The organism is Bacteroidota bacterium, assembly GCA_034723125.1.
In the GTDB taxonomy this organism is placed as follows: Bacteria; Bacteroidota; Bacteroidia; order CAILMK01; family JAAYUY01; genus JAYEOP01.
Genome location: JAYEOP010000303.1, coordinates 1 through 23,803, shown reverse-complemented (window position 1 = coordinate 23,803; position 23,803 = coordinate 1). Strand labels below are relative to the sequence as shown.

18 protein-coding genes are annotated in these 23,803 nt (G+C 28.6%); 16 read left to right on the top strand and 2 right to left on the bottom strand.

Annotated features, from left to right (window positions below; genetic code table 11):
- The first annotated feature begins 344 nt into the window (after nucleotides 1–344).
- Both U9R42_08370 and U9R42_08365 read left to right on the top strand, forming a co-directional pair.
- Complete coding sequence (locus U9R42_08370) at nucleotides 345–512, top strand: hypothetical protein (protein MEA3496035.1); 168 nt, start codon at nucleotides 345–347, stop codon at nucleotides 510–512.
- A 14-nt stretch (nucleotides 513–526) separates the two neighbouring features.
- Nucleotides 527–2,122 (top strand): T9SS type A sorting domain-containing protein, encoded by a 1,596-nt coding sequence (locus U9R42_08365; protein MEA3496034.1) that lies wholly within the window; start codon nucleotides 527–529, stop codon nucleotides 2,120–2,122.
- A gap of 42 nt (nucleotides 2,123–2,164) precedes the next feature.
- Here U9R42_08365 and U9R42_08360 read toward each other — a convergent pair whose 3' ends face one another.
- Together U9R42_08360 and U9R42_08355 are read right to left on the bottom strand one after the other, a co-directional pair.
- Nucleotides 2,165–2,353, bottom strand: coding sequence for a hypothetical protein (locus U9R42_08360; GenBank protein MEA3496033.1), 189 nt, complete (start codon nucleotides 2,351–2,353; stop codon nucleotides 2,165–2,167).
- Between the two features lie 11 nt (nucleotides 2,354–2,364).
- A complete protein-coding gene (locus U9R42_08355; GenBank protein ID MEA3496032.1) occupies nucleotides 2,365–2,706 on the bottom strand; it encodes a hypothetical protein in 342 nt (113 codons plus the stop codon).
- 401 nt (nucleotides 2,707–3,107) lie between these two features.
- On the opposite strand from U9R42_08355, the gene U9R42_08350 reads away from it, so the two are divergent.
- The 14 genes from U9R42_08350 to U9R42_08285 all read left to right on the top strand — a co-directional run.
- Nucleotides 3,108–3,470 carry a hypothetical protein gene (locus U9R42_08350; GenBank protein MEA3496031.1) on the top strand — a complete coding sequence of 121 codons (363 nt, stop codon included), beginning with the start codon at nucleotides 3,108–3,110 and terminating at the stop codon, nucleotides 3,468–3,470.
- Nucleotides 3,471–3,484: 14 nt separating this feature from the next.
- Nucleotides 3,485–3,850 (top strand): response regulator, encoded by a 366-nt coding sequence (locus tag U9R42_08345; GenBank protein MEA3496030.1) that lies wholly within the window; start codon nucleotides 3,485–3,487, stop codon nucleotides 3,848–3,850.
- On the top strand, nucleotides 3,850–5,958 hold the full coding sequence (locus U9R42_08340; protein MEA3496029.1) for a chemotaxis protein CheA: 2,109 nt from the start codon (nucleotides 3,850–3,852) through the stop codon (nucleotides 5,956–5,958). The genes U9R42_08345 and U9R42_08340 overlap by 1 nt, the downstream gene beginning before the upstream one ends.
- An 11-nt stretch (nucleotides 5,959–5,969) precedes the next feature.
- Nucleotides 5,970–6,446 (top strand): chemotaxis protein CheW, encoded by a 477-nt coding sequence (locus tag U9R42_08335; protein MEA3496028.1) that lies wholly within the window; start codon nucleotides 5,970–5,972, stop codon nucleotides 6,444–6,446.
- 9 nt (nucleotides 6,447–6,455) lie between these two features.
- A complete protein-coding gene (locus tag U9R42_08330) occupies nucleotides 6,456–8,084 on the top strand; it encodes a methyl-accepting chemotaxis protein (protein ID MEA3496027.1) in 1,629 nt (542 codons plus the stop codon).
- Between the two features lie 102 nt (nucleotides 8,085–8,186).
- Complete coding sequence (locus tag U9R42_08325; GenBank protein ID MEA3496026.1) at nucleotides 8,187–9,044, top strand: CheR family methyltransferase; 858 nt, start codon at nucleotides 8,187–8,189, stop codon at nucleotides 9,042–9,044.
- Between the two features lie 22 nt (nucleotides 9,045–9,066).
- Entirely contained in the window at nucleotides 9,067–9,903 is an 837-nt protein-coding gene (locus U9R42_08320; protein MEA3496025.1) for an ATP-binding protein, read from the top strand.
- 5 nt (nucleotides 9,904–9,908) lie between these two features.
- Complete coding sequence (locus tag U9R42_08315; protein MEA3496024.1) at nucleotides 9,909–10,385, top strand: chemotaxis protein CheD; 477 nt, start codon at nucleotides 9,909–9,911, stop codon at nucleotides 10,383–10,385.
- Nucleotides 10,386–10,467: 82 nt separating this feature from the next.
- Nucleotides 10,468–11,535, top strand: a complete 1,068-nt coding sequence (locus U9R42_08310) for a chemotaxis response regulator protein-glutamate methylesterase (GenBank protein ID MEA3496023.1) — start codon at nucleotides 10,468–10,470, stop codon at nucleotides 11,533–11,535.
- Between the two features lie 12 nt (nucleotides 11,536–11,547).
- Nucleotides 11,548–13,095 carry a response regulator gene (locus U9R42_08305; GenBank protein MEA3496022.1) on the top strand — a complete coding sequence of 516 codons (1,548 nt, stop codon included), beginning with the start codon at nucleotides 11,548–11,550 and terminating at the stop codon, nucleotides 13,093–13,095.
- Nucleotides 13,096–13,120: 25 nt separating this feature from the next.
- Complete coding sequence (locus U9R42_08300; protein ID MEA3496021.1) at nucleotides 13,121–14,662, top strand: response regulator; 1,542 nt, start codon at nucleotides 13,121–13,123, stop codon at nucleotides 14,660–14,662.
- A 515-nt stretch (nucleotides 14,663–15,177) separates the two neighbouring features.
- Nucleotides 15,178–16,323 carry an acyl-CoA dehydrogenase family protein gene (locus U9R42_08295; protein ID MEA3496020.1) on the top strand — a complete coding sequence of 382 codons (1,146 nt, stop codon included), beginning with the start codon at nucleotides 15,178–15,180 and terminating at the stop codon, nucleotides 16,321–16,323.
- A gap of 753 nt (nucleotides 16,324–17,076) precedes the next feature.
- Nucleotides 17,077–20,439, top strand: coding sequence for a PKD domain-containing protein (locus tag U9R42_08290; protein ID MEA3496019.1), 3,363 nt, complete (start codon nucleotides 17,077–17,079; stop codon nucleotides 20,437–20,439).
- 17 nt (nucleotides 20,440–20,456) lie between these two features.
- A partial coding sequence (locus U9R42_08285; protein MEA3496018.1) for a PKD domain-containing protein occupies nucleotides 20,457–23,803 on the top strand: 3,347 nt, incomplete at its 3' end.

Below are 23,803 nucleotides of genomic sequence, written 5' to 3'. Positions count from 1 at the left end.
ACAACAATGATAAATATCTTAAGTTTCGCATTTGAATATAAAGAATTGTTTCATACTTTGTGATTCTTCGTGTCTTAGAGCCTTCGTGGCTAATTATCAATATCTTGCCACAAAGACACCAAGACACAATTTGCACTAAGAAAAAATACATCCCCTAAACTTAAAATTATGATTTTTAAAATTTTTCACAATAATTGCTTACCTTTTACCCTTTTTTTGTACTAACCTAAGAAGCTTAAGGGAGGTTCTTTAAATACATTCGCATTAAGATTTCCAGAGTTTTTTATAGACAATGAAAAAAATTGAAACAAATCGGGATAATGTAAAAAGTTTTAAAGAAGTATATGAAAAACTCTGAAAACCCTTTGGGAACAAAGATAATAAACAATCTGACTGCGTTAAAATTTTTCTCAATAGCTACGGCTATTCAGAAAAATTTGTGCCTTGCATCTTATTCATTATCTTTGTTTCTTAAAAGAAATGTATTTAAAGAACCTCCCTTAAAATTATGATTAAAAACAAATTTATGAAACAAAAAAAAGATAATAATAAAATTGACCACAATTTAAAAGCATATTCAGCACTGGCAATAGGTATTTTGGCAATAGCTCCTAAAGCTAACGGTCAAATAATTTATAACGATATCACTCCTGATACTACAATTTATGACACCAATTATGTTGACATCGATATTGATCTTAACGGATATTCCGATTTTAGCATTTACAAAGGTTATGGCATGGATGACGATTCTAACAGAACAGTGGAAATGGTTGGACTGATTCGTGATAAATATTGTGAAGTATTAGGTAGCACGGCAGGTAGTTATTTTTATCCACTTGCTATGAATATGAATGATTTTATTGACCCTAATTCTCCTAACTGGAAAATAAACGACTTTGGTACAATGAACTTCCAAGCTAGTTATGGTGGTTACGGAAACTGGCAAGGTGTTCAAAACAAATTTCTAGGAATCAGAGTTGAAGATATTGATTCTAGTGAATATTACGGTTGGGTAAGACTTGATGTTTCGGCAAATGCAAAATCATTTACGTTAAAAGATTACGCTTTTAATAGCTCTCCTGATTCAGGAATAAAAGCAGGTGAAGGACTAACAGGATATGAAGTTCAAAACCTTGTTGCAAGAGACAAAAACGACAATGGTGATGCAAGTGATATGAAAATTAGTTTTGACAAAGCAGTTGATGAATCAAAAATTTCCGAATACAGATTATTAATTATAAAACTTCAAGATTCTTATGGTTTTTCTGTTGCTGATGCAAATTCCGTGAGTTCAGGAAATTATATTAAAATCTCAAAAACGGGTAATAATCATAGCCTTAGTTTGGCTGTAAATGCAACAGACATTGAAGGCAATCCAATAGCTCAAACAGTTTTTTACAGAATTTATATTTTAAGTGTAGCCGATGGAGTAAACGCTAAAGAAAATATACTTTCAACATCAAACAAAGGAATTTCAGTATTGCATATTAAAGCACCTAAAGTTACAGATATTACAGCATCAGACGTTGGTAACAAACATAATGGCATGGATTTGAGAATTGAATTTGACAAAGTAACAAATGAATCAATGCTAAGTGGATATTGGATATTTGTTGTTAAATCCGCAAAGGCAAATAATTTCAATATAATTCATGCATCTATGGTTGATACTGCAAATGTTACAAAATTGCAAAAAACAGCAAGCAATATTGACTTTAATTTAAAAGCAAATTCAAAAGATAGCGATGGAGATTTAATTATTGAAGATCAGCCATATAAAATTTTCGTAGTTAGTCTTGCCAATGGAATAAATGCAACATTACATTCATTATCGGAGCCATCAAATGAAATCACTTTGAAAAATACAAGTTCAATAAACGATAAATTTACCGAATTGGATATCAATATATTTTCAAAAAATAATTACATTGTCATTGAATCCCAAAACACAATAAATGCAGAAATTAACATCTACACTTCTACTGGAAAAGTTGTATTTAACTCATTTTTAAAAGGTAAAAGCAAAACAATAAATCTTCCGAATGCTCGAAAAGGAATTTACTTTGTAAATATTATTTCTAATAAAGGGAGCTTTACTAAAGAGATTTTGATAAGATAATAGCATGGTCTGAATTTATTTTAATCCCCTAAAACTCAGCTCCTACTTCCCTACGAAAGACGACTGTATAAGTTTCATCATAATTTCTTTATTTTTACCAACCACAGTAAGAAGCATTTCCAAAACCCCTGTTTTATTAATTCCTAACGACTTTTCAAAATCTTCAAGCAATTCAATATTATTCTTTGAAAGCCTAAATCCTGTATGTATTTTCTTTTCTTTTTTTTGCATCTTATCAGTTTTCAATCCCTAGAAATTTGAAATTTCGAATTTGAAATACAGTTTCCTGTTTTTTTATTAAAATATGCTTCTCTCCCACTCACAATTGAACGTACTTTAATTATTGTATTCATTACCTTTATTACTTCACTTACAGAGCCATTAACAATTACATTATCTCCCTCTTTAATATTTGAAAGATTCCCGTTTTTAGTTCTAAATATTTCATTTAAAAAATTGTATTCACTATTTATAGTCTGCATTATTAGCATATTACCTCCAATATCAGGATGATTTTTTCTTGCCAATGTTCTATAAACTGCTTTTAATTGCTTTTCTGTTTTTATATCTGTCAAATACTGCATCAGAATATTTTATAATTTTAATACAAAAGTACAACAATGTTTTACATTAATAATTTTTTATCAAAACTATTTTATCAACAATAATGTTAATAAAATTTTATTTTATAATTAGTTACCAACAGTTTATAAAATTTTATTAAAATATATATAATTTTTATATATTTTATACTTATCATTTTTATTATATAATTTATCTTTTATAAATATTAACTTCCAGAAGGAGATGCCATGTTGATTTGTATTTGAAAAAAAATATTAAAGATACAGACTACATTTATTATGTAGTGTCTCTACGTAGCAATTCATTTTTTTAAACTTTTTAAAGTAGAATAATTTTCAAATTAATTTGGAAACGCTTATTCAGACAATGTATATTTACGGTCTAATAAATCACAGTTTATTTGCAAAAAGTAATTTATTACAAAAACAAGGCTGATTTTAAAAGATATATGAAAGAAGGTTATAAAATAAAAGTAGAAAAAGGAGATAACAACAAAGAAAAAGTCATTTATATTGAAGGTGATATTTCTATTTCTACAATAGAAAAAATTAAAAAGGATATAGAAAACAATATTGATGATACTAATGAATACAAAATCATTGTTGATAATGTTGAAATTATTGATATTCTTTTTATTCAGCTCCTAATTGCAACAAAAAAGTATCTTGAAAAATCTAATAAAAGCTTAACTTATAAATTAAATTTAAATAATGAAATGATAGAAGTCCTTAATAATTCAGGGCTTGAAGAATTTCTATTGTAATTTTTATATAAAATATGACAAAAAAAATATTATTTATCGATGATTCAAAAAGTGTAAGAGAGGTACTACAATTTACACTTGAAGAAAATGGATATGATGTACTTATAGGAATTAACGGTAAAGATGGATTAGCTTTTCTAAATGGTCAAAAAATTGATTTAATAATTACCGACCTTCACATGCCCGAAATGGATGGAATTTCATTTATAAAAAAAGCAAGAAAAATTAAAAAATATCAGCATATTCCAATTTTATTTTTAACAACCGAGACTCAATTGGAAAAGAAATTAGAGGCAAAGAAATCAGGTGCTACAGGCTGGATTACAAAACCCTTTGTAGCCGAAAAACTTCTTAAAACAATTAATAAAGTTATTAGGTAATGGATAGTTTTCGTGAAAAATTTATTGAAGAAGCAAATGAACTAATCTTATTGCTTGAAGAAGCCTTAATAACTTTAGAGGATGAACCTGAAAATAAAAAACAAATTCATGAAATTTTCAGAATAATGCACACTCTAAAAGGAAGCGGTGCAATGTTTGGTTTTAATAATATTTCTAACTTTGCTCATAATCTTGAAAACTTATATGAAACTGTTAAAGAAGGGAAAATAAATGTTTCTCATAAACTAATAAACATTACTCTAAGAGCCGTTGATCAAATAAAATTATTACTTGATGATAAAATAGACAAACAAACATTAGAAAATATTGAAGAAATAACTGAAGAAGTTTTAAAAATATCTGATACTGAGAATTCAACAATAGAAGTTGACAACAGTAATATAAAGAAAAAAAATACAAAAAAGCTCTCAACATACTACATAAAATTTGTTCCCAATAAAGATATTTGCAAAAACGGAACTAATCCTCTGTATTTAATTGATGAATTAGTATCTCTTGGTAAAGCAAAAGCATTTGCATCCTTAGAAAATATTCCGAATTTACATGAGCTGGATGAAAAAGATTGTTTGATTACATGGAGCATTTTTTTAGCTACTGACAACTCTAAAGAAGTCATTGAAGATGTATTTATTTTCGTTATTGACGAGTCAATAATTGAAATTCAACAACTTGCAAATAATGATTTATTCCTTAGTGATAAATTCAATAATAAATTAGTTGAATACAATAAAGATAGTAACAAAATTGAACTCAATGAGATAATTGAAATTATTGAAGAAGAAACGGAAGGCAAAGTAGAAAACAAAGATGAAGACAAAAGTAAAGACAAAGACGAAAATAAAGAGAAGAATTTAAATTCTATTGAAATATCTAATAAGTTGGATTTTGTGGAACAAAACACAAAAAAAGAAATTGTTCAAGAAGATAATATTGAAAAGAAGATATCAAGCATTAGGGTATCATCTTCAAAAATTGATAAATTAATTAATTTAGCAAGCGAGCTTATTACAGCACAAGCACGCTTAGATTTATTTACAGAAAATGAAAAAAACGCTGATTTATTTGCAATCTCTGAAAGTATTGAGAAACTAACAAGACAGCTACGTGATAACGTTTTTGAAATAAGTCTCGTCCCTTTAAAAAGTATCCAAACAAAGTTTAAAAGACTTATACGCGACCTTTCATCAGAATTTAATAAAGAAATTGAGTTTATCGCAGAAGGAACAGAAACCGAACTTGACAAAAATATTATTGAAAGTATTTCCGACCCTTTACTGCATATATTTAGAAATAGTATCGACCATGGTATTGAAGATAAAGAAACAAGAATTGCAAAAAATAAAAATAAAAAAGGTAAAATAACATTAAAAGCATATTATTCTGGTTCAGAGGTACATATAAAAATTTCCGATGATGGTAAAGGAATTGATACTAAAGAAATAATGAATACAGCAATCAAAAAAGGAATTATTAAAGCGGATGATGAATTAAAAAGAAAAGATATATTAAATTTAATGTTTCTCCCCGGTTTTTCTACAGCAACTAAAATTACAAAAATTTCGGGAAGAGGAATAGGAATGGATGTTGTGAAACAAAAAATTTCAGAAATCAGAGGAAATGTAAGTATTGATTCAAAGATTGATGAAGGAACTTCCATAACAATCAAGTTACCCCTTTCGCTTTCTATAATTGATGGTTTGCTAACCAAAATTGATAATTCTCAATTCATTTTTCCTGTTTCTGTTATTGATAAAATTTACTATGTAAGCAAAAAAGAATTATCAAAAGCATTCAACAATGTTATTACTCTTAATGAAGTTCAATATCCATTTCTTAACTTAAGAAGTGAATTTAACAAATTGGACAACACACCCGACTTACAGCAAGTAATAGTTGTAAAATATGGAAATAAAAAAATGGGACTTGTTGTTGATGAGGTACTTAAAGAATACCAAGCCGTTTTAAAACCATTAGGAAAATATTATAAAGCTCAAAAATATTTTTCAGGAGCATCAATTCTTGGTGATGGCTCTGTTGCATTAATGATTGACACAAATAAAATTATCGAAACTTATACACTTAATTAAAACATTTTAAAATGGAGAAAAATAAATCCGAAAAAATTAATTCATATTTAACATTCATACTTGGCAATGAATTATTTGCCGCTAATGTAAAAAATGTTCTTCATATTTTACCTATTCAAAATATTACAAGTGTTCCTAACTCTCCTGATTACATGAAAGGTGTAATTAACTTAAGAGGACAAGTATTAGCTGTTATTGATGCAAAAGAAAAGTTCAATATGAAAAAAACAGATACTACTAAAAATACATGTATTATCGTCTTTGAAATTGAATTAGATGATGAAACAATAAACATTGGTGCTATTGTAGATTCAGTAAATAATGTACTTAAAATTGATGATAAAAACATTAAGCCACCTCCTGCTATTGGAGAAAAATACAAATCAGAATTTATTGAAGGAGTGATAAAACATCAAAATGATTTTATTATTCTTCTTAATATTAATAAACTCTTCTCAACTGACGAAGTTTCAATCTTAAAAAAATAAATAAAAATTATGAAAAAAATAAAAATTAAAACAAAACTGCTTTTTCTTCTTCTTATCTTTTCTGCATTAATCATTCTGGTAGAGACATCTGCAATAAAAAGTAATAAAAGTATAAATGATAATATGTCAACTATGTATTATGACAGAATAATTCCCTTAGAGCAACTTGAAAAAATAAATGATGCATATTCCGTTAAAATAATTGATGCCATAAACAAAGTTTATGTAGGAATATTCACTTTTGAAGAAGGATTAACCCACGTTATAAATGCACGAGAAATAATAAAAGAAAATTGGGATAAATATTTAAACTCAAAAATTGAAGGCGAAGAGAAAGAACTATCAAATAAAATTGACAAGCAATTTCCAAAGATATATTCTGAATTGGATGTTATTGAATTAATTTTAAAAGAAAAAGATAAAGAAGCATTAAAGGAAAATATTGATAATAATTTATATCAAACAGGGAATATTCTAACAAAAAACTTAGATATGTTAAAAAGTATTCAACTGGAAATTGCAAAGAAATTGCACAATGAAGGAGATTTATTACTAACAAAAACAATAAAAAGTTCTATTTTATTTTTAATAATTGGTCTTATAATACTTGCCACATTAGCTTTATATATAATCTACAGCATTGCTATGAAAATAAAAACTATCAACTATACAATAGAGCAATTATCTGTTGGTAATTTTTCACTTGATATAAAAAATGATTCAAAAGATGAAGTGGGAAAAATGCTTGATAACGTTTTAAAAATGAAAAACAAGATAGGCAATATGATTAATAATATACAGTTTGCTATTGAAAATATAAGTTCGGCAGGAATTGAACTAAGTTCCAGTTCACAACAATTATCTCAAGGTGCAACAGAACAGGCATCATCAACAGAAGAAATTACCTCATCAATGGAAGAAATGACATCCAGCATTGAGCAAAACAGAGATAATTCAAAAGAGATGGAAAAAATTTCAATCCGTACTACCGAGGCAATAAAACTTGTAAGTGAAGAAGCTAAAAACTCTACCATTTCAATGGAAACAATTGCTAATAAAATATCAATAATAAGTGATATAGCTTTTCAAACCAATATTCTTGCATTAAATGCAGCAGTTGAAGCAGCAAGAGCAGGTGAACACGGTAAAGGATTTGGTGTAGTAGCTGCTGAGGTCGGTAAACTTGCTGAAAAAAGTAAAGTAGCAGCAATTGAAATAAATACTTTAACAAAAAACAATGTTAAAAATTCAAAAGAAGCAGAAATCTTTTTAAAAAAATTAGTCCCTGAAGTTGATAAATCTTTAATGCTTGTGCAAGAAATAACAGCTTCAAGTAAAGAACAAAGCTCAGGTGCAGAGCAAATAAACGAAGCAATCCAACAACTTAATGAAGTAACACAACAAAATGCCGCCACCTCAGAGGAAACTGCAACAAGTAGTGAAGAACTTTCAGGACAGGCTGATTCATTAAAAGACACTATTTCTTTTTTCAAAACAGGAAATATTAATAAAATGAAAAAGAAAAAAAAAGAACTAACAAGTACAAATAATGTTCAAGAAAAGAATAAAGGTGTAAACATAAATATGAACGATTATAATCAATCAGATTCTATTGACGATGATTTTGAAAGATTTTAAGCTTAAGAATGACTATTGACGATTTTTGATTTACGAATTATGATTATTAAATAACGACAAAATAACAGGGAAACAAATGACTATTGAATAATAGCGAAGTAAATGAAAAAGGAATCAAATACATATCAGAAGAATAAACTTTCTACACTTGATTTTAAACGTTTAAGTGAATTCATAACACAAAACTATGGTATAAAATTACCTGCTCACAAAAAAGTTTTGCTTGAAAGCAGATTGCAAAGACGATTAAATAAATTGGAAATTGACTCTATGAAAGAGTATGTAAATCATGTTTTTTCAAATGAAGGATTGCAAAACGAATTGGCACACATGACTGACAGAATATTAACAAACAAAACAGATTTTTTTCGTGAAAATGCTCATTTTGAATTTTTAAAAAACAATATACTTCCAAATTTCAAAAAAAACAATTCCCACAACAGTACATTTAATATATGGAGTGCAGGATGCTCTAGCGGAGAAGAACCCTACACAATGTCATTTGTTTTAAATAATTTTGCAATTCATAATCAGGATTTTAATTATGAAATATTTGCTACTGATGTTTCAAATGAAATGCTTAACAAATCTAAGCTTGGAATATTCCATCAAAAAAGAATAATCAACATTGAAACATCTTTGATGAAAAGATATTTTTTAAAAAGTAAAGACAAAACAAAAAATTACCTAAGAATTGTCCCTGAACTAAGATCAAAAATAAAATTTGAAAAACTGAATTTTATGGACTCACAATATGAAGTCCCTGATAATTTTGATATAATATTCTGCAAAAATGTTTTAATATATTTTTCTAGAGAAACACAACTAAAAGTAATTAAAAAATTAGCAACGAAACTAAAACACAATGCTTATTTATTTGTTGGTTTATCCGAATCATTATCAAATTATAATCTTCCTTTTAAACTTATTAGACCGTCAGTATATCAAAAAATATCATAATAACTTTTAAACTTTAAACCTTATGAACAATAAAATAGAAATTGATAAACTTAAAACAGAAAACAAAGAACTGACAAAACAAATAAAAGTAATTAATGAAAAATTGAAAGAATCGGAAACTATGAAAAGCCATTTTCTTTCAAATGTTATGAACGAAATTATAAATCCACTCTCATCAATAATAAGTTCATCAAAAAATATTTTTAAAACAAATGATATTCAAAAGTCAAAAAATATGGCAAACACTATATTCTCTGAAGCATTTGACTTAGATTTTCAATTAAAAAATATTTTTACAGCAGCAGAACTTGAGGCAGGAATTAGTTCTCCACAAATCACAAAATTAAATATTAAAGATTTGATAAATGAATCAGTAAGTATAATGAAAAACAAAGCTGATAAAAAGAAATTGATTTTTGAAACAAATATTAGCACCAAAGTTCACAATAATTCTTTTTACACAGATAGTAATATGCTAATACTTATTTTACTAAACTTATTAGATAATGCCATTAAATACAGCAATAAGAATAATACAATATTTATTAATGTAATACAAAGCAAGGATAATTTAAATCTTAAAATAGAGGATTCGGGAAGGGGTATTGAGAAAGATACATTACAAAAAATCTTTGACAGGTTTACAAAATCCGACAAAAATGTACATTCCCTAAATAATGGCCATGGTCTTGGTTTATCAGTATCAAAAGCATTAATAGATATTTTAGATGGCAAAATTGATGTGAAAAGCAAAATTAACCAAGGTAGCACATTTAGTATCAACATCCCTGATTTTAAAAATATAATAGAAGATTATTCTGAAGAAGAAAATCTATTTTCAGAAGACGAATTATTTTAGAATAAATGGATAATAAAAATCAAAATATTTTTTTTTTATACCCTTCTACTCTGTTTGCAAGCAACAAAACAGTTTACATAAAAACATTGTTAGGATCATGCGTTGCTGTTTGTTTGTACAATTCAAAATTAAAAGTTGGGGGAATGACACACTATATGCTCCCACTTTGGAATGGGAATGGACTTGCTACACCAAAATATGGCAACTATGCAATTGAACAACTTATAAAAAAATTATTGAGCTACGATTCTTACAAAAGTAATTTAAAAGCTAAAGTATTTGGTGGTGCATCAATGCTCTCTCATAACAATAATATTTTCAACATTGGACAAAAGAATATTGACATTGCTAAATATATACTTGACAATAATAATATTCCAATAATAAGTTCAAGTGTAGGAGGTACTTTAGGACGAAGAATAATATTTAATACAGAAAGCTCAGAAGTAAAACAATATATGATAAAAAAAAGTAAAATATAAAATGATAATTTAAAAAAGGTGAAAATAAATTTCATTTTTCGTGTTTAAATTTCATATATTTACGGTCATAAATTTCATAAAGATGAAAAACAAAAACAAAATCAAAGTGTTGATTGTTGATGATTCTGCAACAGTAAGGGAGTTCTTAAAAAAGATAATAAATGACGATCCTGATTTAGAAGTAATTGAAACTGCCAGCAACCCATATTTTGCAGCTAAAAAAATTTCTAAAGAAACACCGGATGTAATAACCCTTGACATTGATATGCCAAGAATGGATGGCATAACATTTTTAAAAAAAATAATGAAACAACATCCAATACCTGTTGTGATGATTTCGAGCTTAACAGAAAATAATTCTAAATTGGTATTAAAAGCAATAGATTACGGTGCAGTAGAAGTTATTAACAAACCCACTAATCTAAAAGAGTTTCTTAATGAATCAACAGTACTTATATGTGACAAAATTAAAGCAGCAATGGCTGTAAAAAACCAAAACAATTTGTTAAAATTCAAATCTGTTTCTAAAAAATTATCTGTTGATGTAATTATAGCTAAAAAGAAAATCAAAAATATTCAATTAACAAATAAAGTAATTATTATAGGTGCTTCCACAGGAGGAACAATGGCTATCACAAACATTCTTCGTCAATTGCCCCAAAACTCCCCTCCCATTGTCATTGTTCAACACATGCCCAAAAATTTTACAACTGCTTTTGCCAAAAGACTTAATAGCATTTGCAACATTGAAGTTACAGAAGCATCAAACAATGAAGAAATTAAAAAAGGAAAAGCTATTATTGCTCATGGAGATTTTCATTTATTAATAAACAAAATTAATTTAAAATATTATGTACAATTAAAAAAAGGAGAACTTGTAAACCGTCATAGACCATCTGTTGACGTACTATTTCGCTCTGCAGCTCAAACTTTAGGGAAAAATGCAATTGGAATTATTTTAACAGGCATGGGTGATGATGGTGCTAAAAGTTTGTTAGAAATGAAAGAAGCAGGTGCATTTACAATTGCTCAAGATGAAGAATCATCTGTTGTTTTTGGTATGCCACGTAAAGCGATAGAATTAGATCCTACAATAAAAATATTACCCATTAATCAAATAGCTTCTTTCATCATTAATTTTAAAAAATAATAAATTAAAATTATGCTAAAACCAAAAATACTAATTGTTGAAGACTCAAAAGTAATTGGAGAAAAAATATCACAAATCCTTGAAAATGAAGGATACAAAACAAAGATTTCTGGTAATGGTGAAACTGCTCTAAAATCAACTAAATCTCAGCAATTCGACCTTATTTTATTAGATATTATTTTACCCGGCAAAGATGGATATACAATTTGTAAAGAAATTAAATCAGATCCCAATACTAAAGATGTACCTGTAATATTTTTAACAGTAAAAAGAAGTACTGAAAGTGTTGTTAAAGGATTTGAAAACGGTGGAATAGATTTTATAAATAAACCATTTAATGAAAAAGAACTTCTTGTAAGAGTAAAAACTCACATTGATTTACGTAAATCAAAAATAAAATTAAAAAATGCTATTAAAGTCACAGAAGAAGCAAACATCCAAAAATCAGCTTTTATTGCAAATATGTCGCATGAAATACGTAGTCCCTTAAATTCAATCCTTGGATTTTCTGAATTATTGTTATCCTCTAAACTATCTGATAAAGAAAAATATAATTTTGCAAAATACATAAATAAAAGTGGTCAAAATTTACTTAATTTAATAAATGATATTATTGATATTTCAAAAATTGAAGCAAATAAAATAAATATAATTAAAAAAGATTGTAATATTACTACAATATTGAATGAATTAAAAGTATCATTTGAAAATCAAAAAGAAAAAAGGGAATTAACCGAAGTAGAAATAAAAACAAAAATACCAAATGAAGAAATATTTATAATAAAAACAGATAAATACAGATTAAATCAAGTGCTGAATAACCTTTTAAGTAATTCATTAAAATTTACCGACAAAGGATACATTGAATTTGGATTTGATTACATCAAAGATAAAAGCAACAATATCAAAGAAATAGAATTTTTTGTAAAAGACACAGGTACAGGAATAAGCGAAGAAGCAAAAGAAAAAATATTTGATAGATTCGGGCAAGATGAGAGTACTATTTCAAGAAACATTGAAGGAACAGGACTAGGTTTATCCATTTCAAAAAAACTCGTAAGATTACTTGGTGGAAAGATGTACCTAGAATCCCAAAAAGATAAAGGTTCTACTTTTTACTTCACAATTCCATTTGAAACTGTTAGTCAAAATGATGTAAAACAGGAGGATACTAATATAATAGATACAGGAAATTGGGAAACTAAAAAAATATTAGTAGTAGAAGATGTTGAGTCAAATTATTTATATATTGAAGCATTACTAAAAAAATCAAAAGCACAAATCATTAAAGCAACAAATGGAAAAGAAGCAGTTGAAATATGCAAAAACGACCCATCTATTGATGTAATATTAATGGATATTAATATACCTGTACTTAATGGAATTGAGGCTACAGGAGAAATACGGAAATTCAGCAAAGATATTCCTATAATTGCACAAACTGCTTATGCCTTAGATGGTGATAGAGAAAAATTTATAGAAAAAGGGTGCAATGATTATATCGCTAAGCCAATTAAATCAAAAATTTTATATTCCATTATCTCAAAATTTATCAATTAAAAACATTTTTATAAAATTAATTATTATGGAAGCAAACACAAAAATATTAATAGTTGATGATATGCAATCAAATATTAACTTAATAACGAATATCCTTGAAAAATCAAAATTTAAATTTGCAACAGCAAATACCGGAAAATCTGCCATAAGTAAAGCAAAATCAACAAAATTTGATCTTATTTTACTTGACATCATGATGCCAGATATTGATGGGTTTGAAGTATGTAAACAACTGAAAAGCAATCCTGTAACAAAAGATGTACCCATCATATTTTTAACAGCACTAAAAGATACTGATAACATTGTAAAGGGTTTTCAACTTGGTGCTGTTGATTATATTTCAAAACCCTTTAACAAACACGAATTATTAGCAAGAGTTAATACTCATTTGATGTTAAAAAAGACACAAAATGAATTAGTTAATGCCAAAAAAAAGGCGGAAATAGCTAACGAGTTTAAAAGTACATTTTTGGCAAATATGAGCCATGAAATACGAACACCCCTAAACGGAATTATAGGTACTACAAATGTTATACAAAATACAAAGTTAAGCGAACAACAAAGGGAGCTATTCGACATCATTGTTACCTCAAGTGATAATCTTGTAACAATTGTAAATGACATACTGGATTTTTCAAAAATTGAAGCAGGTGAAATGAAATTGGAAAAAATTGATTTCAGTATTTCTAAGGAAATTTCAAATGTGAAAATGATTTTAAAAACAAAAGTTGATCAACAAAAATTAGAACTTATTGTAGATATAAAACCTACAGTTCCGCACATACTTATAGGAGATACCGTTAGATTAAAACAAATATTAATAAATCTTGTAAACAATGCAATCAAATTTACAAAAAAAGGAAGCATAAAAATTATTGTTGATTCTGTGGAACAAAAGAAAACAGATGTAAAACTATTATTTAAAGTAATAGATACAGGTATTGGAATTCCTAAAGAAAAACAAAACAAACTATTTAAAGCATTTTCACAAGCAGATACTTCAACAACAAGAAAATTTGGAGGAACAGGATTAGGACTCGTTATTTCTAAAAAAATATGTGCATTAATGAATGGTGAAATAGGAGTAGAAAGCAAAGAAGGTGAAGGCTCTACATTTTGGTTTACTGCAAAATTTGGTATTTCGGAATCAAAAGAATCAAATACTGAAAACAGCAAAAAAAAGTCAATCAAAAATAAGGAAAAACAATTTAAAATTTTAGTTGCTGAAGACAATCTTATAAATCAAAAAGTTGCAAAGTTTAACCTTGAAGAATTAAATCAAGAAGTTGAAATTGCAGAAAATGGCAAAATAGCTTTAGAAAAATATAAAAGCAATAAGTATGATTTAATATTCATGGATTGTCAAATGCCAGAAATAGATGGATACGAAGCAACAAAAAGAATTAGAAAGATTGAAAAAGAAGAAAATAAAAAGAAAACAAGAATTATTGCAATGACTGCAAATGCAATGAAAGGCGATAAAGAAAAATGTTTTAAGGCAGGAATGGATGATTTTATAAGTAAGCCATTTAAATTGAATGAACTTAAAGATAAATTATTTGAATAAATGGTATAATAGACTATATGTTACGTTTTTATATATTAGTACCTCTAAGAAAACTTTGCATTACTCAATATACTTGGGCTTTGAATTAATAATAGATGTGAATCTAAAAGTCATTCAATTGTCATTTAGCCAAGCTGTCATTGGGCTTTGTAACTTAATGACAATCAAATGACTACTTTATGACATTAGATTCAAGCGACAGAAGACACATAACATTTTAACAGTCAAAAACATACAAGTTTTCTTTGAGACACTATTTAGGATTGGGCTTGGGTCAGTTGTTCTAATTCTGTGAATCTGTTTTTGACAGACGAAGACTGTGGCATTAATTTTTTTTACCCACACAAATCGACATAGAACCCTATAATTCGTAAAATTACTAATTTTAATTTTTATTTACAATAAATTAGCAAAACCATAATATTTTCATATTTTCGCTTTTTAATAAAAATGAATTGTTTATAAAAGTAAAAAGAAATATTGCTTAAAAAGTAAAAAATAAAAAGGAGAAAACTATGGTTGATTTTTCATTAAACAAAAGAGAAATTGAAATTCAAGAAAAATACAGAGATTTTAGTGAACGATGGATTAAGCCTAATGCATTGAAATACGACAAATTAGCAGAATTCCCTTGGGAAGTTGTAAAAGCTGCTTATGACGAAAAAATAATAAACGGACCTATACCCGAAAAATTCGGAGGAAATGGTTTTAGTTTATTTGAAGGAGCATTAGCATCCGAAGAATTTGGTGCAGGATGTATTGGTATTGGAATAAGTATTGATGCTAACACATTGGCACTAACTCCTTTATTACTTTCAGCAAATGACGAACAGCAAAAGAAATTTTATGGACGAATAAGGGAAGAAAAAGGCGTAGCTGCATATTGCCTTACCGAACCAAATGCAGGTTCTGATGTTGCAGGAATAAAATCCACAGCTATTTTAAAAGGAGACAAATATATACTTAACGGTCATAAAAGATTTATTACAAATGCAGAAGTAGCCACATTTTTTACTGTATTTGCATTAACCAACCCCGAAAGAGGAGCAAGAAGCCTTACTGCTTTTCTCGTACCGTCAGATTTACCGGGAATTGAAATTAAACCTCATTTAGAAAAAATGGGACAAAAAGCCTCAGTTCAAAATGAAATACTTTTTCATGATGTTGAAATTCCTAAAGAAAATTTAATTGGTGTTGAAGGATTAGGTTTTGTAATTGCCATGAAAACCTTTGACAGAACAAGAACAGGAGTTGCTGCATTGGGTGTTGGAGCTGCTCGTTCAGCTTATCTAACTGCTAAAGATTGGGCAAAAAATAGAATTCAATTTGGCAAACCAATAGCTACACAACAGGCTGTTGGCTTTATGCTTGCCGACATGGCTACTGATGTTGAAGTTGCAAGATTGATTACATGGAAAGCTGCTTGGGCTTATGATACAAAACAAAAAGATTTAGGTTTGCTCTCAGCAATGTCAAAATTACGTGCTACCGACTTAGCAATGAAAGTTACAACCGATGCCGTTCAAGTTATGGCAGGTGACGGTTATTCAACAGAATTTGGTGTTGAAAAAATGATGCGTGATGCTAAATTATGTCAAATTTATGAAGGTACTAACCAAATTCAAAGACTTGTTATTTCTAAAAATATTTTAAAAGGCTAATTCCTTATAATTCTAAAAAACAAATCCCTAAAATAATTTCATTTTTAGGGATTTTTTTTGTTTCCAAATTAAGTACTTTTGGGTACTATGTTGATTTGTGTGGGTGGAAAAATATTAAAGCCACAGATTCACAGATTAAAATTAATTTACATGCATTATTCTAATAAGATATATGTAGAGCGATCATAAACTGCGTTTTGCTATATCGTGTAAACAACTAATATTCAATTCGTTAAACATAGTGCCAAAGCTCAAATTATAAACAGTCAAAGTATATGTCCTTTAGTTCAGATATAACGGAATTTGGCGAAAATTCATTAATTAGTACCTCTTAGAAAACTAAAGGAAAATTCTGCATATCCTCTGCTCATTCCTTTATCCCATAGAGAAGATGCCATCACACTCAGTGAGTTGGATTTTCCCTTTAGGGAATTTAAGGGGTACAAATATGCAATTAATGAGTTTTCTTATAAGCACTAATTACAAAAAGAGTAATTTTTTAATCTGTGAATCTGTGGCAAATTTGATTACCCACTCAAATCAACATAAAACCTACTTTTGTTAGAATATCTACAACAATCCTCCATAATTGAATAAAATTCGCAATTACACTTAACTGCAAGATATTCAATTACACAATGTTACAAATTATTTTAAAAATAATTCATTTTTTTGTTTACCTTTAACACTTTATTTTTACATATAAACATGTGGAACCTAATTTTATGTAAAACAACTCCTTAAATTATAATTATGAAAAAATTAAGTATTCGTCTTTTATTAAGTTTAGCAATAATATTTTTATTTAACACAGAAGTAAAATCATCTTGGTTTATGGGAGGAGATTTAAGCTATACAAATATAGGACAAGATAGTTTTATAATAAAATTTGTTATATACAGAAATTGCAACGGTATTCCTTCACCTAATACTGTACACATTCCAATAAAATGTAAAACCACAAATCAAACAATAACAACAGTTTCAATTACAAAAACTGTAGCTATTGATATAACTCCTGTATGTTCTTATGAATGTACAAGATGTCAACAAGGAGGATGCTCATTTCCTTATGGAATTGAAAAGTCTGAATATCAAAAACTTGTTGTATTAAATACAACATGTTGTGAATTATTATTATCTAACAAATATGCTTCTAGAGGTTCAACAATAACAACAGGAGCTGCAAATAAACATTTTTACATCGAAGCTACTTTAAACAGATGCATTACTCCCCAAAACAGTTCCCCTGCCTTCAGAACCGACCCACACACTTTACTTTGTATTGGTCAAAGTATTTGTATGAATGTTGGTGCTTATGATACGGATAATGATTCATTGGCTTATGAATTTGCTTATCCATTACAGGATCATGGTTCAAATATTTCTTACACAGGTCAGTACGATTATGACAAACCACTATACTTTTGGGGATTCCCGAATAAAAATAAGAATTTCCCACAAGGTTTTCACCTTGACCCATTAACAGCTGATCTTTCATTCAGACCAATGAAAATTGAACAAACAGTAATGGTAATAAAAGTTTCAGAGTTTCGAAATGGGGTTAAAATCGGGGAAGTTCTCAGAGATATTCAACTTATAGTTATTAATTGTCCTAATAATCATTCACCTAAATTAAATACTGCATCAACTTTAAATATAACAGAAGGCGATTCCGTAAATTATATGATTACTACGTCAGATATTGATATTAATGATACTGTACAAATTTGGTGGGATTCTTCAATTAAAAATGTCAATTGGCAGATTGATACATCAAACATTAAAAGACCAAAAGGAATTTTAAAATTCTATCCTGACAGTACAAATTTAGGGTTAAATATTTTTACAGTATCCGCTCATGATAATGCTTGTCCTGTTTATGGGTTTACATCTAAAGTTTATAAAATTTTTGTTAAACCAAAAGTTGAAGCACAAATCAATGTTACTAACCTTGGATGCGGAAAATACAAGTTTAATACTATTCCCAATTACGGCAAATTATTAAATTACAAATGGAATATCTTTGATGAAGTAAGTAGCAGTGAAAATCCTATTACTCATGTTTTTAGACCTGGTATTTATCCTTTTTCTCTAACAGTGTCAAATGCTAAAGATACTTCAATATATTATGACACACTGTTTACAGATACTTTTCTATGGGCATATTTACCTAAAGATACAAATATTTGCCCCGGTGATAGCCTGAATATTACCGCACAAATTCTTAATAATCAAGGTTATACTTCTATTAATTGGAACACAAACGACACAACACAAACAATTCAAACCGGGCAATTATTTCAAGATAAAACATATACGGTAACTGTTCAGGATCAATCAGGATGTTCTCTTACAGCACAAACAAAAGTAACTGTAAACACTATAAATGTTAACCTTGGTCAGAATGCCGAGGTTTGTAAATACGACAGTATTGAATTAGATGCGGACTATGTTTTAAATGGATGTAATTTATCTTCTATTGAGTGGGCAAAATACAGTGATACAAGTTTTCACAAAAACACAAATAACATTTTCATCCATGATTCCGGAACTTACATCTGTAAAATAACTGATGACATTGGATGTTTTGATTCGGATACAATTTATGTAACCCAATATCCACGACCAAACGTCTATACTTTAGATGATGATAGTATTTGCTCTGATGAGCAAGAATATTTACTCAATGGAAAAGCATTTCCATTATCAGGTATTTGGACAGGAAGCGGAGTGAAAATTGAAAATCAAAATTATATATTTGATTTAAATGAAGTAACAATCGTTGATGGTAAAAAATATAAATTTCAATATTTATACACAGATTCAAATAATTGTAAAAATTCAGATTCATTTAGTATCACTGTTTTCAAATCATCTGATAATCCAAATATTGATGATGATTTTAAAATATGTAAAGCAGACACTATTATTCAATTAACAGCTACTCCAATCGGAGGTTATTGGACAGGTAATTTTGTTGATTCTACAGGAAACTTTTTTGTAAATCAGGCAACATTAGGAATTAATAAACTTACCTACATTGTTGGAATGCCCCATTGCCCAAAATATGATACAGTTAATATTGATGTAAAACCCTTACCTAATGTTCAGGCATATACTTCAACAAACAAAATAAAATTCTGCCGTGAAAATGGCTTGGTTCAATTATTTGGATCTCCTGTCGGTGGCACTTACGGTGGTTACTGGACTGGTCCCGTTAACAAAAACGGACTTTTTGATGCAAACACTAATTTAGGTAATTACCAAATAGCATGGCATTTTACCGACAACAACGGCTGCTACAATGCAGACACAATCACTCTTTCAGTGGTTGAACCGATAATAACTATTGACAAAACAAATCCAATTGTTTGTAAAAATAACTACTATGAATTAAATACTCAATTCGAAAATGCTCAATCAATGCTTTGGTTAAAAGGACAACAAGCCGATGGGATTTTTGATGGAAATCCTAATAATCTTTTTATTAAATATTTACATGGAAATAATGATTTTCAAAACCATGGCTTTTGGATAAAAGCAGAAACCCAAGATACTGTTTGTGCTACAAAATATGATTCTATTTTTGTTCAAATCGGAGACATTCCAATCGCTGATTTTGGAGCCAATATAATTACCGGAGAAGTTCCTCTTGTTGTTAATTTTTATGATTCTTCAACAATTGCTTTTAATGCAATTTCACAGTTTCAATGGGATTTTGGAAACGGAAATTCTTCAATTGTTCAAAATCCTGTTTACACTTATCAAAATGTTGGGAATTATGATGTGAGTTTGAAAGTAATTTCCGACCTTGGCTGTGCTGATTCAATTACAAAAATAGCTTTTATAAATGCCAAAGTAAACGGAATTACAGAAATAGAAAATTCTGAAATATTGATTTATCCAAACCCTTCAAATGAAAAAATTTACATCAAATCAGAAAGAAAAATTAAATCCATTAATTTATATAATTCCTTAGGTAAATCTGTTTTAAAAGCTCAGGATTTGAACGCAAAAGAATTTGAATTAAAGAAACAAGTGAAAGGAATTTATTTTCTAAAAATTGGATTGATGGATGGAAATAAAATTGTAGAGAAAGTTGTTTTTGAATAAATAAAAAAATAATAATTATGAAAAAATTAAGTATTCGTCTTTTATTAAGTTTAGCAATAATATTTTTATTTAACACAGAAGTAAAATCAGCTTGGCTTTTTGGTGCAGATTTAAGCTATACAAATATAGGTCAGGATAGTTTTATCATTAAACTTGTAATATATAGGGATTGCAACGGTGCTCCTACACCTAATACTGTACACATTCCAATAAAATGTAAAACCACAAATCAAACAATAACAACAGTTTCAATTACAGAACCTGTAGCAATTGATATAACTCCTGTATGTTCTTCTGAATGTACAAGATGTCAACAAGGAGGATGCTCATTTCCTTTTGGAATTGAAAAGTTTGAATATCAAAAATTTGTTGTATTAAATACAACATGTTGTGAATTATTATTATCTTACAAAGATGCTTCTAGAAGTTCAGCAATAACAACAGGAGCTGGAAATAAATATTTTTACATTGAAGCTACTTTAAACAGATGTATAACTCCCCAAAACAGCTCCCCTGCCTTCAGAACAGACCCACATAATATGCTTTGTATTGGTCAAAGTATTTTGATGAATGTTGGTGCTTATGATACGAATAATGATTCTTTGGCTTATGAATTTGCTTATCCGCTCCAAGGATATGGTTCAAATATTTCTTACACAGGTCAGTACGATTATGATAAACCTATTTTCTTTTGGGGATTTCCAAATAAGAATCTACCATTACCAAGAGGTATTCACCTTGACCCATTAACAGCTGATCTTTCATTCAGACCAATGAAAATTGAACAAACAGTAATGGTAATAAAAGTTTCAGAGTTTCGAAATGGTATTAAAATCGGGGAAGTTCTCAGAGATATTCAACTTATAGTTATTAATTGTCCTAATAATCATTTACCAAAATTAAATTCTGCATCAACTTTAAATGTAACAGAAGGCGACACCGTAAACTACACTTTTACTACATCAGATATTGATGTAAATGATACTGTACAACTCTGGTGGGATTCATCAATCACAAACGCAAATTGGCAGATTGATACATCAAACATTAAACGACCAAAAGGAATTCTAAAATTCTATCCTGACAGTACAAATTTAGGTTTAAATATTTTCACAGTATCGGCTCGTGATAATGCTTGTCCTGTTTATGGGTTAACATCCAGAGCTTATAAAATTTGTGTTAAACCAAAAGTTGAAGCAGAAATTAATGTTACTAACCTTGGATGCGGAAAATACAAGTTTAATACTATTCCAAATCATTATAAATTTTTAAATTACAAATGGGATATTTTTGATGAAGTAAGTAATTCAAAAAACCCTTTGACTCATGTATTTAGCCCTGGTATTTATCCTTTTTCTCTAACAGTATCAGATGGTAAAGATACTTCAATATATTATGACACACTGATTACAGATACTTTTCTATGGGCATATTTACCAAAAGATACAAACATTTGTCCTGGAGATAGCATGACTATTTCTGCACAAATTTTTAATAATCAAGGATATACTTCTATAAATTGGAACACAAACGATACAACACAGTCAATTCAAACAGCACAATTATTTCAAGATAAAATATATACGGTAACTGTTCAGGATCAGTCAGGATGTTCTTTTACAGCACAAACGAAAGTATTTGTAAATTACATTAATGTTAACCTTGGTCAGAATACCGAAGTTTGTAAATACGATAGCATTGAATTAGATGCTGACTATGTTTTAAATGGATGCAGTTTGTTTTCTTGTGATTGGACAAAATTTGGGGATACTAATTTTTATAAAAATACAAATAACATTTTCGTCCATGATTCCGGTACTTACATCTGTAAAATAACTGATGACATTGGATGTTTTGATTCGGATACAATTTATGTAACCCAATATCCACGACCAAACGTCTATACTTTAGATAACGATAGCATTTGTTCGGATGAGCAAGAATATTTACTTAATGGAAAAGCATTTCCATTGTCAGGTGTTTGGACAGGAAGCGGAATAAAAAAACAAAAGCAAAATTATGTTTTTGATGTAAATGAAGTAACAATTGTGGATGGGAAAAAGTTTACATTCAATTATTTATTTACTGATACGAATAATTGTCATAATTCTGATTCATTTAGTCTCACTGTTTTTAAATCACCTGATAATCCAAATATTGATGATGATTTTAAAATATGTAAAGCAGACACTATTATTCAATTAACAGCTACTCCAATAGGAGGTTATTGGACAGGTAATTTTGTTGATTCTACAGGAAACTTTTCTGTAAATCAGGCTGGAATAGGAATTACTCAGCTAAGGTATATTGTTGGAATGCCCCATTGCCCAAAATATGATACACTTAATATTGATGTAAAACCCTTACCTAATGTTCAGGCATATACTTCTACAAACAAAACAAAATTTTGCCGTGAACAAGGCTTAGTTCAATTATTTGGATCTCCTTCCGGAGGAACTTACGGTGGTTACTGGTCAGGGAATGTTGGCTCAGGAGGATATTTTAATACAAATAAACCCCTCGGTGATTACCAAATCGCTTGGCATTTTACCGACAACAACGGTTGCTACAATGCTGACACAATAACTCTTTCTGTGGTTGAACCGATAATAACTATTGACAAATCAAAACCCATGGTTTGTAAAAATAACTATTATAAATTAAACGCACAATTCGAAAATGCACAAGGTTTGTTCTGGACAAAAGGAAATAAAAATGATGGATATTTTGTTGGCAGTCAGTATTTAAATTCTATTGAATATAAACATGGAAACAATGATTTTCAAAATCAAGGTTTTTGGATAAAAGCAGAAACTCAAGACCCCGTGTGTACCACAAAATACGATTCTATTTTTGTACAAATCGGAGACATTCCAATTGCGAGTTTCGGAGCAAACATAATTTCAGGAGAAGTTCCTCTTCTTGTTAATTTTCATGATTCTTCAACAATTGCTTTTAATGCTATTTCCCAATACCTCTGGGATTTTGGAGATGGAAATTCTTCAATTGTTCAAAACCCAACTTACACTTATCAAAATGTTGGAAATTATGATGTGATGCTAAAAGTAATTTCTGACCTCGGCTGTGCTGATTCACTTACAAAAATAGCTTTCATAAATGCAAAAGTAAATGGAATTACAGAAGTAGAAAATTCTGAAATATTGATTTATCCAAACCCATCAAATGAAAAAATTTACATCAAATCAGAAATAAAAATGCAATCCATTAATTTATATAATTCCTTAGGAAAGTTAATTTTAGAAACTCAGGATTTAAACGCAAAAGATTACGAATTAAAGAAACAAATTAAAGGGATTTATTTTCTGAAAATTGGATTGATGGATGAGAATAAGCTTGTACAAAA

Excerpts from the sequence above, each read along its gene's own strand:
- U9R42_08340 (MEA3496029.1), top strand. The coding sequence starts at position 3,850 with ATGGATAGTTTTCGTGAAAAATTTATTGAAGAAGCAAATGAACTAATC.
- U9R42_08305 (MEA3496022.1), top strand. The coding sequence starts at position 11,548 with ATGCTAAAACCAAAAATACTAATTGTTGAAGACTCAAAAGTAATTGGA.
- U9R42_08320 (MEA3496025.1), top strand. The coding sequence starts at position 9,067 with ATGAACAATAAAATAGAAATTGATAAACTTAAAACAGAAAACAAAGAA.
- U9R42_08370 (MEA3496035.1), top strand. The coding sequence starts at position 345 with ATGAAAAACTCTGAAAACCCTTTGGGAACAAAGATAATAAACAATCTG.
- U9R42_08290 (MEA3496019.1), top strand. The coding sequence starts at position 17,077 with ATGAAAAAATTAAGTATTCGTCTTTTATTAAGTTTAGCAATAATATTT.
- U9R42_08315 (MEA3496024.1), top strand. The coding sequence starts at position 9,909 with ATGGATAATAAAAATCAAAATATTTTTTTTTTATACCCTTCTACTCTG.
- U9R42_08360 (MEA3496033.1), bottom strand. The coding sequence starts at position 2,353 with ATGCAAAAAAAAGAAAAGAAAATACATACAGGATTTAGGCTTTCAAAG.
- U9R42_08310 (MEA3496023.1), top strand. The coding sequence starts at position 10,468 with ATGAAAAACAAAAACAAAATCAAAGTGTTGATTGTTGATGATTCTGCA.
- U9R42_08365 (MEA3496034.1), top strand. The coding sequence starts at position 527 with ATGAAACAAAAAAAAGATAATAATAAAATTGACCACAATTTAAAAGCA.
- U9R42_08295 (MEA3496020.1), top strand. The coding sequence starts at position 15,178 with ATGGTTGATTTTTCATTAAACAAAAGAGAAATTGAAATTCAAGAAAAA.
- U9R42_08335 (MEA3496028.1), top strand. The coding sequence starts at position 5,970 with ATGGAGAAAAATAAATCCGAAAAAATTAATTCATATTTAACATTCATA.
- U9R42_08300 (MEA3496021.1), top strand. The coding sequence starts at position 13,121 with ATGGAAGCAAACACAAAAATATTAATAGTTGATGATATGCAATCAAAT.
- U9R42_08345 (MEA3496030.1), top strand. The coding sequence starts at position 3,485 with ATGACAAAAAAAATATTATTTATCGATGATTCAAAAAGTGTAAGAGAG.
- U9R42_08325 (MEA3496026.1), top strand. The coding sequence starts at position 8,187 with ATGAAAAAGGAATCAAATACATATCAGAAGAATAAACTTTCTACACTT.
- U9R42_08355 (MEA3496032.1), bottom strand. The coding sequence starts at position 2,706 with ATGCAGTATTTGACAGATATAAAAACAGAAAAGCAATTAAAAGCAGTT.
- U9R42_08330 (MEA3496027.1), top strand. The coding sequence starts at position 6,456 with ATGAAAAAAATAAAAATTAAAACAAAACTGCTTTTTCTTCTTCTTATC.